Genomic DNA, 14,501 nt, shown 5'->3' on the forward strand with positions numbered 1-14,501 from the left:
CCCGGCGAGGGTTTCTAGTTTTGTACGTTTCGGCATGGAAGTTCGATTGCATGAACATAATAAGAACATTACCGGGGTGGCAAGTCCATTGCGGTGCGGCGGTGGAATTTTGCCCTTCGCTGCCCCTCGCGATGGTCGGAAGGCGCGCTCCGCGTGGCGCGCCAAGAGAGGCTCTTGAAATCGGTCGGTGGATGTGGAACGAATGGGGAACGCGGTCGGGCGTTTCGGCGCCGACTGTGGAAAAACGGCAAAAATCCACGGCATCGCTGGCACCAAACCCATATGGTCCCCCGACGCGGCCGGACATTCGGCGGGCGCTGAATGAAGACGAACGAGGAGAGCGACAATGTCGGGTAGCGTCAACAAGGTCATCCTGGTGGGCAATCTCGGCGCCGATCCGGAAGTGCGGCGGATGCAGGATGGCCGTCCGGTCGTCAACCTGCGCATCGCCACCTCGGAGAACTGGCGTGACCGCAACACCGGCGAGCGGCGCGAGCGGACCGAATGGCACCGGGTGGTGATTTTCAACGAGGGGCTGGCCAAGGTCGCCGAGAATTACCTGCGCAAGGGCTCCAAGATCTATGTGGAAGGCCAGTTGCAGACGCGCAAGTGGCAGGACCAGTCCGGCCAGGATCGCTACAGCACCGAGGTGGTGCTCCAGGGCTTCAACTCCGTGCTGACCATGCTGGATGGCCGCGGTGAAGGCGCTGGCGGCGGTCGTGAGCTTGGCGGCCCGTCCGGCGGGTCGGCATCGGGCGGCGGCTTTGGCGGCGGTTCGCGCGGCGGCGGCTATGACGCGCCGCAGCAGGGTGGCGGTGGCGGCTACGGCGGCCCCGGTGGTCCCGGCGACATGGACGATGAAATTCCGTTCTGAGGCAATGTCCTGTCTTCGAGAGGCAGGCTGAACCAGACAATGAAAAACCCGGCGCAGGGATCTGCGCCGGGTTTTTTGTGTCTGTTGCGAGTCGAAGACGGTTGATCGGTGCCCCTAGTGCGTGTCCGTGTCCCGCGACTTGCTCGCTGCCAGCATTTCCTCATGGTGGCGGGTGGCCTGCACCTCGATGAAGACCCGGCGGACGATGGGAAAGCGCTGTTTGATCGCGATTTCCAGCGCATAGATCGCTTCTTCCACCTTGCCGACCGTGAGATTGTCCTGAAAGTCGACGGAGAGAGCGAGCAGCACGTCCTCCGGTCCCCGGTGCAGGGTGCGGATCTCGTTAAGGCGCGACACGGTCGGCGTCGCTTCGACGACGGCACGGATGGTGTCCACCACCTCCGGCGCGGCGGATTCGCCCACCAGCAGGCCCTTGGTCTCATAGGCAAGGAATGCGGCTGTGGCCGCCAGGATCACGCCGATGGCAACCGAGGCGGCGCCATCGAGCCAGGGCAGGCCGAGATATTGCGCCGCCAGCAAGCCGCTAAGGGCAACCAGCAGGCCGAGCATGGCCGCTGTGTCCTCGAACAGAACGGTGAAGACCGCCGGATCCTTGCTGTCGCGCACCGCCTGCAACAATCCCTGCCGCCCGCGCACCTTGGAAAACTCCTTGTAGGCGATCCACCAGGCGCCCGCCTCGAACACGATGGCAAGGCCCAGCACCACATAGGCGACGATTGGCGAGGTAACCGGATGCGGATGCAGGATCTTCTGCACCCCCTCGTAGATCGAAATGCCGGAGCCCACGGCGAAGATCAGGATGGCGACCACGAAGGACCAAAAGTAGAGCTCGGCCCCATATCCAAAAGGATGTTTTTCATCAGCGGGTTGCCGGGCTTTCTTCAGGCCATGCAAAAGAAGTCCCTGGTTGCCGGTATCCACCAGCGAGTGAATCCCTTCCGACATCATCGCCGAGGAGCCGGTGTAGGCTGCGGCGAAGAACTTGGTCACGGCGATGAGGGCGTTGCCGGCAAGCGCGGCGTAGATGACTTTTTTGGAGCCGGTCGCTGCCATGGAGTTTCCTTTCCTGCCCGGTCGGGCGGCTTACGTGGGCGACAATCCTCGAATGCGCCGGGCACAGCTGACGCGGATGTGACTCGAGAGCATGTCCTGTTTCGGGGTAGTCAATCGAGGACGGCTCTGCAACCTCTCGCAAGCGGGCGAAGGTGGGAGAAGGGGAGGAAGATGGATGTCGCGACGTGCTCCGAATGCTCAAGATGCCGCTGCAGGGAGACCATTCCGGCGGCGTTTGACAGGTCTCATGGCGGCCTTCATTCTGCTTGGTGCGGTCAGTCCTGCATGCGCCGGTGAAGCCGAGGTGGTCGATGCCCACGCGCGGCAATCTGCGGATGGGAGTTGGCGTTTCGAGGTGACCGTCTCCCATGCCGACACCGGCTGGGATCACTATGCAGATTTATGGGAGGTGCTGGCGCCCGATGGTCGGGTGCTTGGTCGTCGGGTCCTCGCCCATCCGCATGTGAACGAGCAGCCCTTCACCCGGTCGCTGGCCGGGGTGGCGATCCCGGAAGGCCTCGATCGGGTCGAAATCCGGGTGCGCGATACGGTCCACGGATGGGGGGAGCGGCGCTATCTCTTGAACTTGCCTTGAGAATTGCTCCGCGCGGCGCAAGACGACGGGGCTTGTGACCGAATATGAAGCGGGAGAGATAGGAAATTGTTTTTGCTTTAAAAAACAGGGATTATGAGAACTCTATCAAAAGTCGATTCCCGGGGGCTGACATGTATCTTGGATTGCTGTTCCTGCTGCTGACGGCAACGCTCGCCAGCGCCGCCTATGGGCCGCCGCGTTGGACGGTGGGGCTGACTGTTGTTTCCTTTGTCGCGGCGGGGCTGGTGTATTTCCATCACGCCTCCGACTCGCTTCCTCTGTCGTTCTGAGGCCCGCCATGATCTCCCGTACGCTCGAAACGACGCTGAACGCGCTCGCCCTCTACGCCATCGCTGCCGTGCTTGGTGTGGCCTTTTTCGATCAACTCGTGAACGGCGAGTTGCCCTGTCCGCTTTGCTTGCTGCAGCGGGCCGGCTTCCTGCTCTTGGCGATCGGGCCGGTCCTGGCCGTCGCGCGCGGGCCCAGGGCCGCCTGGTACGGCGTGACGATCCTGGCCGGTCTCGCCGGCGCGGGCTTCGCCACGCGCCAGATCCTGCTGCACATTGCGCCGGGGGATGCCGGCTACGGCGCGCCTTTCCTTGGGCTGCATTTCTACACCTGGGCCTTCGTGGTCTTCGTTGTCGCCATTGCCGCGAGTGCGCTGATGCTGATCCTGCGCCAGCCTGACGGCGAAGCAACTGACGAAGTGCAGGCCGGCGCCGCCTCGGGCGATGCACTCGGGCGCATCGGCATTCTGCTCGTCATTCTGATGGCGGCAGCGAATGTGCTCTCGACCACGCTGGAATGCGGATTTGCGACTTGCCCGGACGATCCGGTGACCTACCAGCTTCTGACGCCGTCCGGTTCGTGAGACGCGGTGTGGGGGGCGGTACCCATGCGCTCGCGCACTGATTGACGCTGCGGGCGGTCCTCCGTATCACGGGAGACCGCCCTTTTTTGTGCCTCGTTGAGCCGGAGCCTGTCCATGACCCAACGCCTTGCCATTCGCCGCATGAAGCCTGCGGATCTGGAACGTGCGCTCGACTGGGCTGCGGACGAGGGCTGGAACCCGGGTGTCGACGACGGCACGCCGTTTCTGGCGAGCGATCCGGAAGGTTTCTTTGTCGGTGAGTGCGAGGGCACGCCGGTGTCTTGCATATCGGCTGTGCGCTACGGCGAGGGTTACGGCTTCATCGGCTTCTACATCTGCCACCCGGATTGGCGCGGCAAGGGGTATGGCAAGCTCATCTGGGATCATGCCATGGCATATCTGGAGGGGCGTACGATCGGTCTCGATGCGGTCCTCGCCCAGGAGGCCACCTATCGCTCGTCGGGCTTTGAGAGCGACTATCACACGATCCGCCATGGCGGGCTCTCGCTGGCCGAACAGCCGTCCGACCCGCGCGTCGCGATGCTCGGGCAGGGCATTCTACCGACGGTGCTCACGTATGACCGCCCGTTCGTTCCCGCCGTGCGCGATGCGTTCCTGACGTCCTGGTGCTCGCCGATGGCGAAGGGGCGGCGCGGGTTCGTCTTCGTGGAGAATGGCGAGCTACGCGGCTATGGCGTGATCCGCCAGTGCCGCGAGGGCTTCAAGATCGGCCCGCTCTTCGCCGACACTTCGGAGGTGGCCGACACGCTCTTCCGCGCGCTGGCGGGGCAGGTGCGCGGACAGATGGTCTGGCTCGATGTGCCTGAGCGCAACGCGGCGGCGATGGCGCTGGCCGAGACCTACGAGCTCTCGCCGGAGTTCGAGACCGCACGCATGTATCATGGCGAGAAGCCCGTTCTCGATCTGGCGCGGACCTACGGCATCACCACGCTGGAGCTGGGCTGAGGGCGGTGCTGGTGCCCGCGCGCGGCGTTCAGCCGGCGGCGATCAAGGCGCGAACGCCATCGGCGATGAACTGTACGGAAAGGGCGGCCAGCAGGACGCCGAGAAGGCGGGTCACGACCATCGCCGCCGTATCGCCCATCAGCCGCTCGATCCGGTCGGCCAGCAGGAACGAGACGAAGCAGCTGCCGATGATCACAAGGATCACCGACACCAGACCGGCCATGGAGAGGCTGTCGGGCGCCTGGGAGCTGAGCAGGATGATCGCGCTGATCGCGGCGGGGCCGGCGATCAGCGGAATGGCGAGCGGAAACACGGCGACCGCGTGCAATTCGTCCTGATGGGCGACTGCCTTTTCCGCGCTTTCCGATTTTCGCCGATTGCGTTTCTCGAACACCATTTCCACGGCGATCATGAGAAGCAGCAGGCCGCCGGCGATCTGGAAGGCGGGCACCGAGATACCGAGCACGCCAAGGACGCTCTTTCCCGCCACCAGGAACAGAAACAGGATCCCACCGCCGATCAGGGTCGCGCGCACGGCGATGCGCTTGCGCGTCTGCGCGGTCGCACCGGCGGTGATGGCGAGGAACATCGGCGCGAGGCCGACCGGATCGATCGTCACGAACAGTGTGGCAAAGGCGTTGACGAGGAATTCTGCCAGCATGTGCGGCGCATCGGCTCCCGACTCGGATGGCTCTTTATATCAATGAAACGGGCCAATGTCGGCCAGGGACTTCCCGCGTTCTTGCGACAATTCACAGGGAGCCGTCTCAACCGTTTGAATTCGCAGGGAAATGCAGTTTCCGTTTTGCTGTCGTGAATTTGTCGCGCAGGGCGAAATCGGGTATAAGAAACCAGCGAATTCAACAGAATGCGAGACACCTCCTTGTCAGATCAGGATACGAGCGCACCGTCGGGCGGCCTACCGTCCGATATCCGGCCTGTTTCCATCACCGACGAAATGAAGCGCAGCTATCTCGACTACGCCATGAGCGTGATCGTCAGCCGTGCGCTTCCCGATGTCCGGGACGGACTGAAGCCGGTCCACCGGCGGATTCTCTACTCGATGCACGAAAACGGCTACGAGTGGAACAAACCCTACCGCAAGTCGGCGCGCGTCGTCGGTGACGTGATGGGTAAGTATCACCCCCATGGCGACAGCGCGATCTATGACGCGCTGGTGCGCATGGCACAGGACTTCTCGCTCCGGCTGCCGCTGATCGACGGGCAGGGCAACTTCGGCTCCATCGATGGCGACCCCGCCGCGGCGATGCGCTACACCGAATGCCGCCTGCAGAAGGTCTCCCAGCGCCTGATCGACGATCTCGACAAGGATACGGTCGATTTTCAGGACAACTACGACAATTCGGAAAGCGAACCGGTGGTCATGCCGGCGAAATTTCCGAACCTCCTGGTCAATGGTGCCGGCGGTATCGCCGTGGGCATGGCGACCAACATTCCGCCGCACAATCTGGGCGAGGTGATCGATGCCTCCATCGCCCTGATGGACAATCCGCACATGTCGCTGGCGGAGCTGATGGAGATCGTGCCGGGACCGGACTTCCCGACCGGCGGCATCATCCTCGGCCGCTCGGGCATTCGTTCCGCCTATGAGAACGCACGCGGATCGGTGGTGATGCGCGGCCGGGCCGAGGTGGAGGAAATCCGCAAGGATCGCTACGCCATCGTCGTCACCGAGATCCCGTATCAGGTGAACAAGTCGACGATGATCGAGAAGATCGCCGAGCATGTTCGCGAAAAGCGGATCGAGGGCATCTCCGACATTCGCGATGAGTCCGACCGTTCCGGCATGCGGGTGGTGATCGAACTGAAGCGCGACGCGGTCGCCGATGTGGTGCTGAACCAGCTCTACCGCTACTCGGCGCTGCAATCGACCTTCGGCGCCAACATGGTGGCGCTCAATGGTGGTCGCCCGCAGCAGCTCGGTCTGAAGGAAATGCTGAGCGCCTTCATCGCCTTCCGCGAGGAGGTCATTGGCCGGCGGACCCGCTTCCTTCTGACGAAGGCGCGCGACCGGGCGCATCTGTTGGTCGGTCTGGCCATCGCGGTGGCCAATATCGATGAGGTGATCCATCTGATCCGGACTGCGCCCGATCCGGCGACCGCCCGGGCCCAGTTGATGGAACGCAACTGGCCGGCCCGCGATGTGGAGCCGCTCATTCGCCTGATCGACGACCCGCGCCACATGGTGCAGGAGGACGGCACCTATCGCCTGTCCGAGGAGCAGGCCCGGGCCATCCTGGAATTGCGCCTGCAGCGCCTGACCGCGCTTGGCCGCGATGAGATCGCCGATGAACTCAACAAGATCGGCGAGGAAATCCGCGACTATCTGGAAATCCTGCGCTCGCGTGAGCGGATCCTCGACATCATCCGCGAGGAGCTGACGGAAATCCGCGACGAATTCGCGACCCCGCGCCGGACGGAAATCGTCGAAGGCGGCGCGGATCTGGAAGACGAGGACCTGATCCAGCGCGAGGACATGGTCGTCACCGTCAGTCACGCCGGCTACATCAAGCGGGTGCCGCTCGACACCTACCGGGCGCAGCGGCGCGGCGGCAAGGGCCGCTCGGGCATGTCGACCAAGGACGAGGATTTCGTCACCCGGCTGTTCGTTGCCAACACGCACACGCCGGTGCTGTTCTTCTCCTCGCGCGGCATCGCCTACAAGATGAAGGTCTGGCGCCTTCCGCTCGGCGGCCCGACCTCGCGCGGCAAGGCGCTGGTCAACATGCTGCCGCTAGAGCAGGGGGAGCAGATCACCTCGATCCTGCCGCTGCCGGAAAACGAGGACAGCTGGTCCGAGCTGGACGTGATGTTCGCCACCCGGCGCGGTACGGTCCGGCGCAACAAGCTGTCCGATTTCGCGCAGATCAACAAGAACGGCAAGATCGCCATGAAGCTGGAGGACGGCGACGGTATCGTTGGCGTCTTTACCTGCACCGAGCATGACGATGTGCATCTGACCACCGCGCTCGGCCAGTGCATCCGCTTCGCGGTGACCGATGTGCGCGTCTTCGCCGGCCGCAATTCGGTTGGCGTGCGTGGTGTCAATCTGGGCGAGGGGGATCACGTCATCTCCATGTCGATCCTGCGCCATTTCGAGTGCACGGCGGAAGAGCGGGCGGCCTATCTGCGCTGGCGCCGGTTGATGCGTGGCGAGGCGGATGATGCGGCCGAGCCGGCAGCTACCGGCGAAGAGGAGGAGGCGGCCGGCGAGCTGTCGCCGGAACGCTACGCGGCGATGAGTGCTGCTGAGCAGATCATCCTCACCATTTCCGAGAACGGTTATGGCAAGCGCTCCTCGTCCTTCGAGTACCGGGTGACCGGACGCGGCGGCAAGGGCATCACCGCCATGGCGGTGACCAAGCGCAACGGACCGTTGATCGCCTCCTTCCCGGTCGATGACAGCGACCAGATCATGCTGGTAACCAACGGTGGCCAGTTGATCCGTTGCCCGGTCGACGGGATCCGGATCGCGGGCCGTGCCACCCAGGGCGTGATCGTCTTCAAGACGGCCGAGGGCGAGGAAGTCGTCTCCGTCGAGCGAGTCTCCGACGAGGAGGAGCATGACGACGTGCTTGGCGGCGAAGGCGAGGCCGATGCGGCGACCTCCGAGGATCCGGGCCAGTCCGGAGATGATGGGGCGGCGGAAGAGTAATCGGCCGGACGCTGTCTGATGAAGCTTTGAAGGGGCGCGTGGTGTTTGCTGCGCGCCCTTTTTCATGCGCCGGCGACAGAGCGAAATATCGAGCGGCGAAGCAGGGCAGGTGGCGCGGGATCGGTGGTACGGGTCCTGAAACGGCAAAGGCGACGCCTGAAGGATCAGGGCGTCGCCTTTTGCAGTGAGGTTTGTGAGCGCCGCTGGCGCGAAAGGATCAGGTGCTGATCGGCACGCGGGTCAGGATCGAGGTGCGATTGCTGACCGACCGGTCCTCGTGGGTCTCGAAACGGATCTGCCGCGAGGCCCGATTGCCCTCCAGGGCGTTGATGCAGTCGCTCGACCAGTTGCCCCAGCTCTGTCCTTCACAGGCCGCCGGCAGCGGCTTGGTCTGCCGGTTGGTCTTGGCTTCCATATTGGAGACCACCGTTTCGCCCGTTGCCGGGTCCGCCGCAGTCGGTGCGCTGGTCTGCGACCAAGACGTGCCCACCACGCCGGCAAGAATGGCGGCGGCGGCGACAGTGGCAATGGCCAGGCTGCGGAAGTGCTGTTCCGGGGCTCGCTGAGCAAAGGTCATTTGAGGTCATCCCTGCTTCGTTGTTGATGCCTCCATCTTGTCAGGACCGACGGGGAAAACCGTGACGGGTGTCACGATCAGAAGGTTTGCAGCAGGCTGTATTGGCGTTCCGCGCTCAGCGGGGCGACCAGAACGGGCGCGCGCATCTGCGTTTCCCGAAGGCCGAAGCAGGATGGGTCCTCATCGCGGAAAATGATGCCATCGCACGCCTCGGCCGCAGCCTCGATCTCCAGGGGCTCCTCTGTCAGCATTTGGGTTGCATGGGTCCGATCGGCAGATGCCTGTCGGTCGGTATAGGCCACGCCGCTGATCAGAACGGCGGCAAATGCCACCACGCCAGCCAGCCAGAAGGCGAGCGGGGTGGACGGCTGATAAATTTTGTGAATCGTCATCATGGGCGCATACATGGATCATGGATCGCCTTCTGGCAACGGGGTGAAGCCGTGGCCCTGTCATATTTTTGTTATGTGTGTCGGCTCCGTTGAGCCGCTGGCCTGGCCGAGGCTATGGATGCTCGGCAGTCATCTGATTTTGGCCGCCGAAACGGAGACGCGGTGATGAGTCGGGGAACTCACCACCGCGTCGCACGAGAGGTCCGAGGTCAGGGTATCGGATCACTCTGTAACGGGGATGCGGATCAACTCCGTCATCGAATTGCTGGTTCTGGCAACGGTCGTGAAGGCCGGTTTGGCATCGGGGGCGACCGAGCGTGCAAGCTCCGCGCACCCGGTAACGGAATCCGTCATGGTCGTTGCATCACAAGCCACATGAACCACTCTCTGCTGCCGGTCGCCCTTGCGCGCCGAGGCGCTGTCGCCGCCAAGCATGGTGGCCCCCGTGGTGGCGATGAACAGAGCAGCGCCAGCGGCAATAATGCCAAGGGTCCAGGCCCCCACTACACGCTTCATCTTCGCCTCCTTGTGTTTGTTGGCCACACCCTAGCAGAAAATGACGTTGGGTAAAATAAAATCGTTGTGTGTGATTATTGCGCAACAAAGTTACCCGGAAAGTCGCGCGCGTGCGGGCCTCTCTTGTCTCTGGGCGTGTGCGCGGGTAGAGATGGCGCATGACTCGTACCGCCCTTTACCCAGGCTCGTTTGACCCGGTCACCAATGGCCATATCGACATCCTGCGCCAGGCGCTGGATCTGGCCGACCGTGTTGTCGTCGCCATTGGTATCCATCCCGGCAAGGCGCCGCTGTTTTCCTTCGAGGACCGCGTGGCGATGATTGCCGAAGTGGCGCGCGAGGCGTTCGGCGCCGCCGATGCGGCGCGGCTGGAGGTGATCTCCTTCGACGGGTTGGTGGTCGAGGCAGCACGCAGCGCCGGGGCGGATTGTCTTGTGCGTGGGCTGCGCGACGGCACCGACCTGGATTACGAGATGCAGATGGCGGGGATGAACGGAGCGATGGCGCCTGAAGTGCGCACGCTGTTCCTGCCGGCTTCGCCCGATGTTCGTCATATCACCGCCACTCTGGTGCGGCAGATCGCAAAGATGGGGGGCGATGTGCGCCCCTTCGTCCCGTCGCATGTCGTGGCCTGTCTGCGACAGCGACTGGCCGAGCCGGCGTGAGCGCCGGCAGACCGGCCGCAGTATTTCTGGAGAGAACATGATAGCCCGTTTGACGTCCCTGATCTGCGCTGCCGCCCTTGCCATGGGGCTTGCCTTCAGCGCCAGCGCCCAGGCGCCGGACCTTGAGAACACGCTTTATCTCGATCTCAAGGACGGGCGTGTGGTGATCCGGCTGCGTCCGGACCTTGCGCCCAAGCATGTGGAGCGGCTGAAGAAGCTCACCCGCGACGGCTTTTACGATGGCATCGTCTTTCACCGGGTGATCGACGGTTTCATGGCCCAGACCGGTGATCCGACCGGCACCGGCACGGGTGGGTCCGATCTGCCCGATCTCGCCGCCGAGTTTTCCGACGCGCCGTTCAAGCGCGGCACGCTCGGCATGGCGCGGGCGCAGAACCCCAACAGCGCCAATTCCCAGTTCTTCATCATGTTCGCCGATGGCGACTGGCTGAACGGCCAGTACACCGTCTTCGGCGAAGTGGTCGAGGGCATGGACCTCGTCGACAAGATCAAGCGCGGCGAGCCCGTCCAGAACCCGGACAAGATTATCAAGATGCAGGTCGCGGCGGACGCCAAGTGATCCTGGGACCTGGGATGAAACGACCCGACAACTCGCGACCCAACAAGGAGAAAGCGCGTGGCTGATTACAAGGATCCGGAAAACACCCTGCTGATGGAAACCACGCAAGGCCCGGTCGTTATCGAGATGAAGCCGGATCTGGCGCCGCAGCATGTCGCCCGCATCAAGGAACTGGTGCGCGATGGCTTTTACGACGGCATCGTGTTTCACCGGGTGATCGATGGCTTCATGGCCCAGACCGGCTGCCCGCAGGGCACCGGCACCGGTGGTTCGGGCAAGAAGCTGAAGGCCGAGTTCAACGCGCACAAGCACGCGCGCGGCACCTGCTCCATGGCCCGTGCCATGGACCCGAACTCCGGCGACAGCCAGTTCTTCATCTGCTTTGCCGATGCGCCCTGGCTCGACGGCCAGTACACCGCCTGGGGTGAGGTGATCGAGGGGATGGACAATGTCGACAAGATCAAGCGCGGCGAGCCGGTGGTGAACCCGGACAAGATCACCTCGCTGAAGGTCGCCGCCGACGCGTAAGCTGCAAGGATCGGAATGTGAGCGCGATGAGCAACAGCATTCCGGTCCTTCGGGTGGTCCGTCCGACCAACGATTTTGCGCCGCTTGAGCGCTTCTACATGCAAGGCGCCGACTTCCGGCGCCTTGCCGCTTTCGAGGGGCGTGATGGGTTTTCCGGCATGGTGCTGGGGTACCCCAGGGCTCCCTGGCATCTGGCCCTCGTTCGGGAGGAGGGGCAGATCGCCCCACGGGCTGGCAGCCCGGAACAGCTTCTCGTTCTCTACCTGCCCGATCCGGATGAATGGCGCGTTGCGGTTGACCGGATGACGGCGCACGGGTATGAGCCGGTGCCCGCCCAGAACCCTTATTGGGAGGTGGCGGGCAAGACCTTCGAGGATCCCGACGGCTACCGGCTCGTCTTCCAGAACCGGGCCTGGGATCTCTGACATTCGCCCCAGCAGATCCAGAGCGGCCATGCGCGTCGACGATTTTGATTTCGAACTTCCGCCCGAGCGTATTGCCCTGCGGCCCGCCCGTCCGCGCGATGCCGCACGGATGCTTGTGGTGCGCCCTAGTGGCCAGCCGGAACTCTCGGATGCGGGGGTGTCCGATCTTGCCGCGCTGCTCGACCCGGGCGATGCGCTGGTCTTCAACGACACGAAGGTGATTCCGGCCCAGCTTGAGGGCCGCCGCACCCGGGGCGAAGTCACTGCGCGGATCGGCGCCACCTTGCACCTGCGCTCCGGCGATGATCGCTGGTGGGCCTTTGTGCGTCCGGCCAAGAAGCTCGTGGTTGGTGATCGGGTCAATTTCGGGGAGGGGGCGAACAACGCTTGTCTGCTCGGCAGCCTCGATGCGACGGTCGCGGAAAAGCGCGACAACGGCGAGGTGCTGCTGGTGTTCGACCTTGCCGGACCGGATCTCGATGCCGCCATCGCAGCCGTCGGCCATATCCCGCTGCCGCCCTATATCGCCGCCAAGCGCGGGGAGGACGCGGCCGACCGCGCCGATTACCAGACGATCTTCGCGGACAAGGACGGCGCGGTCGCGGCCCCCACCGCCGGGCTGCATTTCACCCCCGGTCTCATCGCCGCGCTCGATGCACGCGGTATCGAGCGGCATTTGGTGACCCTGCATGTGGGCGCCGGCACCTTTCTGCCGGTCAAGGTGGACGACACCGCCGACCACAAGATGCATGCGGAGCGGGGCGAGGTGAGCGCGGAAACCGCCGAAGCCCTGCGCAAGGTGCGCGCGCGCGGCAACAAGGTGGTGGCCGTCGGCACCACGTCCTTGCGCATTCTGGAGAGCGCGGCGGCGGGCGAGGGCGGACTTGAGGCCTTCTCCGGCGAAACCTCGATCTTCATCACCCCAGGCTATCGGTTTCGGGCCATCGATGCCCTGATGACCAACTTTCACCTGCCGCGATCGACCCTGTTCATGCTGGTCAGCGCCTTTTCCGGGCTTGAGACCATGCATCGGGCCTACGCCCATGCGATCGCTGGCGGCTACCGATTCTATTCCTACGGCGATGCGTCGCTGCTGTTTCCCAAGGATGGTTCATGACCGATCGTTTTGCCTTCAGGTTGCTGGCGCGCGACGGCGCGGCCCGGCGCGGCGAAATTCGTACTCCGCACGGGACGGTGCAGACCCCCGCCTTCATGCCGGTCGGCACGCAAGGGACCGTCAAGGCGATGTATCCCGAACAGGTGCGTGCGCTCGGCTCCGACGTGGTGCTCGGCAACACCTATCACCTGATGCTGCGGCCGACGGCGGAGCGGGTTGCGCGTCTGGGGGGCTTGCACAAGTTCATGAACTGGCCGCACACAATCCTTACCGATTCCGGTGGCTTTCAGGTGATGTCGCTGGCTCAGCTTCGCAAGCTGACCGAAAATGGCGTCACCTTTCAGAGTCATGTGGACGGCAGCCGTCACGAGATGACACCGGAGCGCTCGGTCGAGATCCAGCAATTGCTCGGCTCCGATATCCAGATGCAGCTCGATGAATGCATCGCCCTGCCGGCGGCGCGCGACGATGTGGAACGGGCGATGCGCCTGTCGCTCCGTTGGGCGGAGCGCTCCCGGCGCAAGTTCGAGGAGATGGGCGGCCCGGAGCGGGGGCAGGCGCTCTACGGCATCGTTCAGGGCGGCGATGTGCCCGACCTCAGGGTGATCTCGGCAACCGAACTCGGCGCCATGCCGTTCGAAGGTTATTCGGTCGGCGGGCTTGCCGTCGGTGAGCCGCAGGACGTGATGTTGCGGATGCTGGAGGAAACCACCCCGGCCATGCCCGAGGACAAGCCGCGCTACCTGATGGGCGTCGGCACGCCGGAGGATATTCTGGAAAGCGTCGCGCGCGGTATCGACCAGTTCGACTGTGTGATGCCGACCCGCGCCGGCCGGCATGGTCTGGCCTATACCCGCTTCGGCAAGGTCAACCTGAAGAATGCCCGCCATGCGGAAGACCATCGTCCGCTCGACGAAGAGGCGGAGTGCCCGGCGGCCCGGGACTACAGCCGCGCCTATCTGCATCACCTTGTGAAGGCGGGGGAGGGGCTGGCGGCGATGCTGCTGACCTGGAACAACCTGGCCTACTACCAGAGCCTGATGAAGGGCATTCGCGAGGCGATCGAGGCGGGACGGTTCGAGGATTTCCGCAACGAGACGCGCGAAAACTGGGCGCGCGGCGACATCTCAAAGCTGGCATAGGCTGGTCGGCGTGCATCAGAGGTGCCGGTTGCCGTGCGTGGCGAATACGAGAATGCACAGTTTGCCGTTTACCGGGCTTGAACGCTCCGGCGCTACGCTCCAGGGCGATGTAAGCTCCTGTGAAAACAGGTTCTTGCCTGAGGTTGTGGTGGTCGGGGGAGTTTGAAGGTCAATGGCGGCTGACAAACCAACAGTGCGAGGCGAGATTCGTTCCGTTCCTCGGGCGGACTGCTCGCTCCCGGCCGTTCTGCATGACAAGGGCATGGAGATTGCCTGCGTCATTGAGAACCTCAGCATTTCCGGCTGTCGGGTGCGTTTGCCGCGCCGGGCCTTGCTTAGTGAGAATTTTATCCTGGAGTTCTCAGGTCGCGGTATTCGCGTTGCCGCCGAACTTGTGTGGCTCAACGGCGAGGAAGCGGGATTGCGCTTCCACCACGAACGGCCGGCTGACGTCCCTTCCGAGACGGCAACCGTTCAGGTCGATGTGCCGTAGACACGGCCCG

General features: G+C 63.8%; 18 protein-coding genes. 13 read left to right on the forward strand and 5 right to left on the reverse strand.

Annotation, left to right across the window (positions count from 1 at the left end):
- Positions 1-346: 346 nt before the first annotated feature.
- Positions 347-874, forward strand: a complete 528-nt coding sequence (locus tag IEV83_RS01290) for a single-stranded DNA-binding protein (RefSeq protein WP_181758453.1) — start codon at positions 347-349, stop codon at positions 872-874.
- A 114-nt stretch (positions 875-988) separates the two neighbouring features.
- Here IEV83_RS01290 and IEV83_RS01295 read toward each other — a convergent pair whose 3' ends face one another.
- Positions 989-1,948 (reverse strand): cation diffusion facilitator family transporter, encoded by a 960-nt coding sequence (locus IEV83_RS01295; RefSeq protein WP_181758454.1) that lies wholly within the window; start codon positions 1,946-1,948, stop codon positions 989-991.
- Between the two features lie 247 nt (positions 1,949-2,195).
- On the opposite strand from IEV83_RS01295, the gene IEV83_RS01300 reads away from it, so the two are divergent.
- The 4 genes from IEV83_RS01300 (at position 2,196) to IEV83_RS01315 (ending at position 4,380) form a co-directional block, all read left to right on the forward strand.
- Positions 2,196-2,543 carry a hypothetical protein gene (locus IEV83_RS01300; protein ID WP_181758455.1) on the forward strand — a complete coding sequence of 116 codons (348 nt, stop codon included), beginning with the start codon at positions 2,196-2,198 and terminating at the stop codon, positions 2,541-2,543.
- A gap of 131 nt (positions 2,544-2,674) precedes the next feature.
- Positions 2,675-2,833, forward strand: coding sequence for a DUF5993 family protein (locus IEV83_RS01305; protein ID WP_181758456.1), 159 nt, complete (start codon positions 2,675-2,677; stop codon positions 2,831-2,833).
- 8 nt (positions 2,834-2,841) lie between these two features.
- On the forward strand, positions 2,842-3,414 hold the full coding sequence (locus IEV83_RS01310; protein ID WP_181758457.1) for a disulfide bond formation protein B: 573 nt from the start codon (positions 2,842-2,844) through the stop codon (positions 3,412-3,414).
- A gap of 114 nt (positions 3,415-3,528) precedes the next feature.
- Positions 3,529-4,380, forward strand: a complete 852-nt coding sequence (locus IEV83_RS01315) for a GNAT family N-acetyltransferase (RefSeq protein WP_181758458.1) — start codon at positions 3,529-3,531, stop codon at positions 4,378-4,380.
- 28 nt (positions 4,381-4,408) lie between these two features.
- On the opposite strand, the gene IEV83_RS01320 is transcribed toward IEV83_RS01315, so the two are convergent.
- The gene (locus IEV83_RS01320) at positions 4,409-5,041 is read right to left on the reverse strand and encodes a MarC family protein (RefSeq protein ID WP_181758459.1); all 633 of its coding nucleotides are present in this window, start codon (positions 5,039-5,041) and stop codon (positions 4,409-4,411) included.
- 207 nt (positions 5,042-5,248) lie between these two features.
- Between IEV83_RS01320 and gyrA the strand changes: the two genes are divergently transcribed.
- A complete protein-coding gene (gyrA, locus tag IEV83_RS01325; protein WP_181758460.1) occupies positions 5,249-8,056 on the forward strand; it encodes a DNA gyrase subunit A in 2,808 nt (935 codons plus the stop codon).
- 217 nt (positions 8,057-8,273) lie between these two features.
- Here the strand turns inward: gyrA and IEV83_RS01330 are convergent, their stop codons facing one another.
- From IEV83_RS01330 to IEV83_RS01340, 3 genes are all read right to left on the reverse strand, one after another.
- Positions 8,274-8,633 carry a hypothetical protein gene (locus IEV83_RS01330; RefSeq protein WP_181758461.1) on the reverse strand — a complete coding sequence of 120 codons (360 nt, stop codon included), beginning with the start codon at positions 8,631-8,633 and terminating at the stop codon, positions 8,274-8,276.
- Positions 8,634-8,710: 77 nt separating this feature from the next.
- A complete protein-coding gene (locus IEV83_RS01335; protein WP_181758462.1) occupies positions 8,711-9,040 on the reverse strand; it encodes a hypothetical protein in 330 nt (109 codons plus the stop codon).
- Positions 9,041-9,247: 207 nt separating this feature from the next.
- On the reverse strand, positions 9,248-9,541 hold the full coding sequence (locus IEV83_RS01340; protein WP_181758463.1) for a hypothetical protein: 294 nt from the start codon (positions 9,539-9,541) through the stop codon (positions 9,248-9,250).
- Positions 9,542-9,699: 158 nt separating this feature from the next.
- Between IEV83_RS01340 and coaD the strand changes: the two genes are divergently transcribed.
- The 7 genes from coaD to IEV83_RS01375 all read left to right on the forward strand — a co-directional run bounded on the left by coaD (position 9,700) and on the right by IEV83_RS01375 (position 14,491).
- Positions 9,700-10,206 (forward strand): pantetheine-phosphate adenylyltransferase, encoded by a 507-nt coding sequence (gene coaD / locus IEV83_RS01345; protein WP_181758464.1) that lies wholly within the window; start codon positions 9,700-9,702, stop codon positions 10,204-10,206.
- An 82-nt stretch (positions 10,207-10,288) separates the two neighbouring features.
- Positions 10,289-10,786, forward strand: coding sequence for a peptidylprolyl isomerase (locus tag IEV83_RS01350; RefSeq protein ID WP_244628051.1), 498 nt, complete (start codon positions 10,289-10,291; stop codon positions 10,784-10,786).
- Positions 10,787-10,843: 57 nt separating this feature from the next.
- Positions 10,844-11,314 (forward strand): peptidylprolyl isomerase, encoded by a 471-nt coding sequence (locus IEV83_RS01355; RefSeq protein WP_181758466.1) that lies wholly within the window; start codon positions 10,844-10,846, stop codon positions 11,312-11,314.
- A gap of 26 nt (positions 11,315-11,340) precedes the next feature.
- Positions 11,341-11,739 (forward strand): VOC family protein, encoded by a 399-nt coding sequence (locus tag IEV83_RS01360; RefSeq protein ID WP_181758467.1) that lies wholly within the window; start codon positions 11,341-11,343, stop codon positions 11,737-11,739.
- Between the two features lie 28 nt (positions 11,740-11,767).
- The gene (gene queA, locus IEV83_RS01365) at positions 11,768-12,856 is read left to right on the forward strand and encodes a tRNA preQ1(34) S-adenosylmethionine ribosyltransferase-isomerase QueA (protein WP_181758468.1); all 1,089 of its coding nucleotides are present in this window, start codon (positions 11,768-11,770) and stop codon (positions 12,854-12,856) included.
- Entirely contained in the window at positions 12,853-13,998 is a 1,146-nt protein-coding gene (gene tgt, locus IEV83_RS01370) for a tRNA guanosine(34) transglycosylase Tgt (protein WP_181758469.1), read from the forward strand. Before queA ends, tgt begins: the two co-directional genes overlap by 4 nt.
- Before the next feature lie 172 nt (positions 13,999-14,170).
- On the forward strand, positions 14,171-14,491 hold the full coding sequence (locus IEV83_RS01375; RefSeq protein WP_181758470.1) for a PilZ domain-containing protein: 321 nt from the start codon (positions 14,171-14,173) through the stop codon (positions 14,489-14,491).
- The last annotated feature ends 10 nt before the right edge of the window (positions 14,492-14,501 follow it).

It is taken from the genome of Stappia taiwanensis, from assembly GCF_014635285.1.
GTDB classification, from domain to species: Bacteria; Pseudomonadota; Alphaproteobacteria; order Rhizobiales; family Stappiaceae; genus Stappia; species Stappia taiwanensis.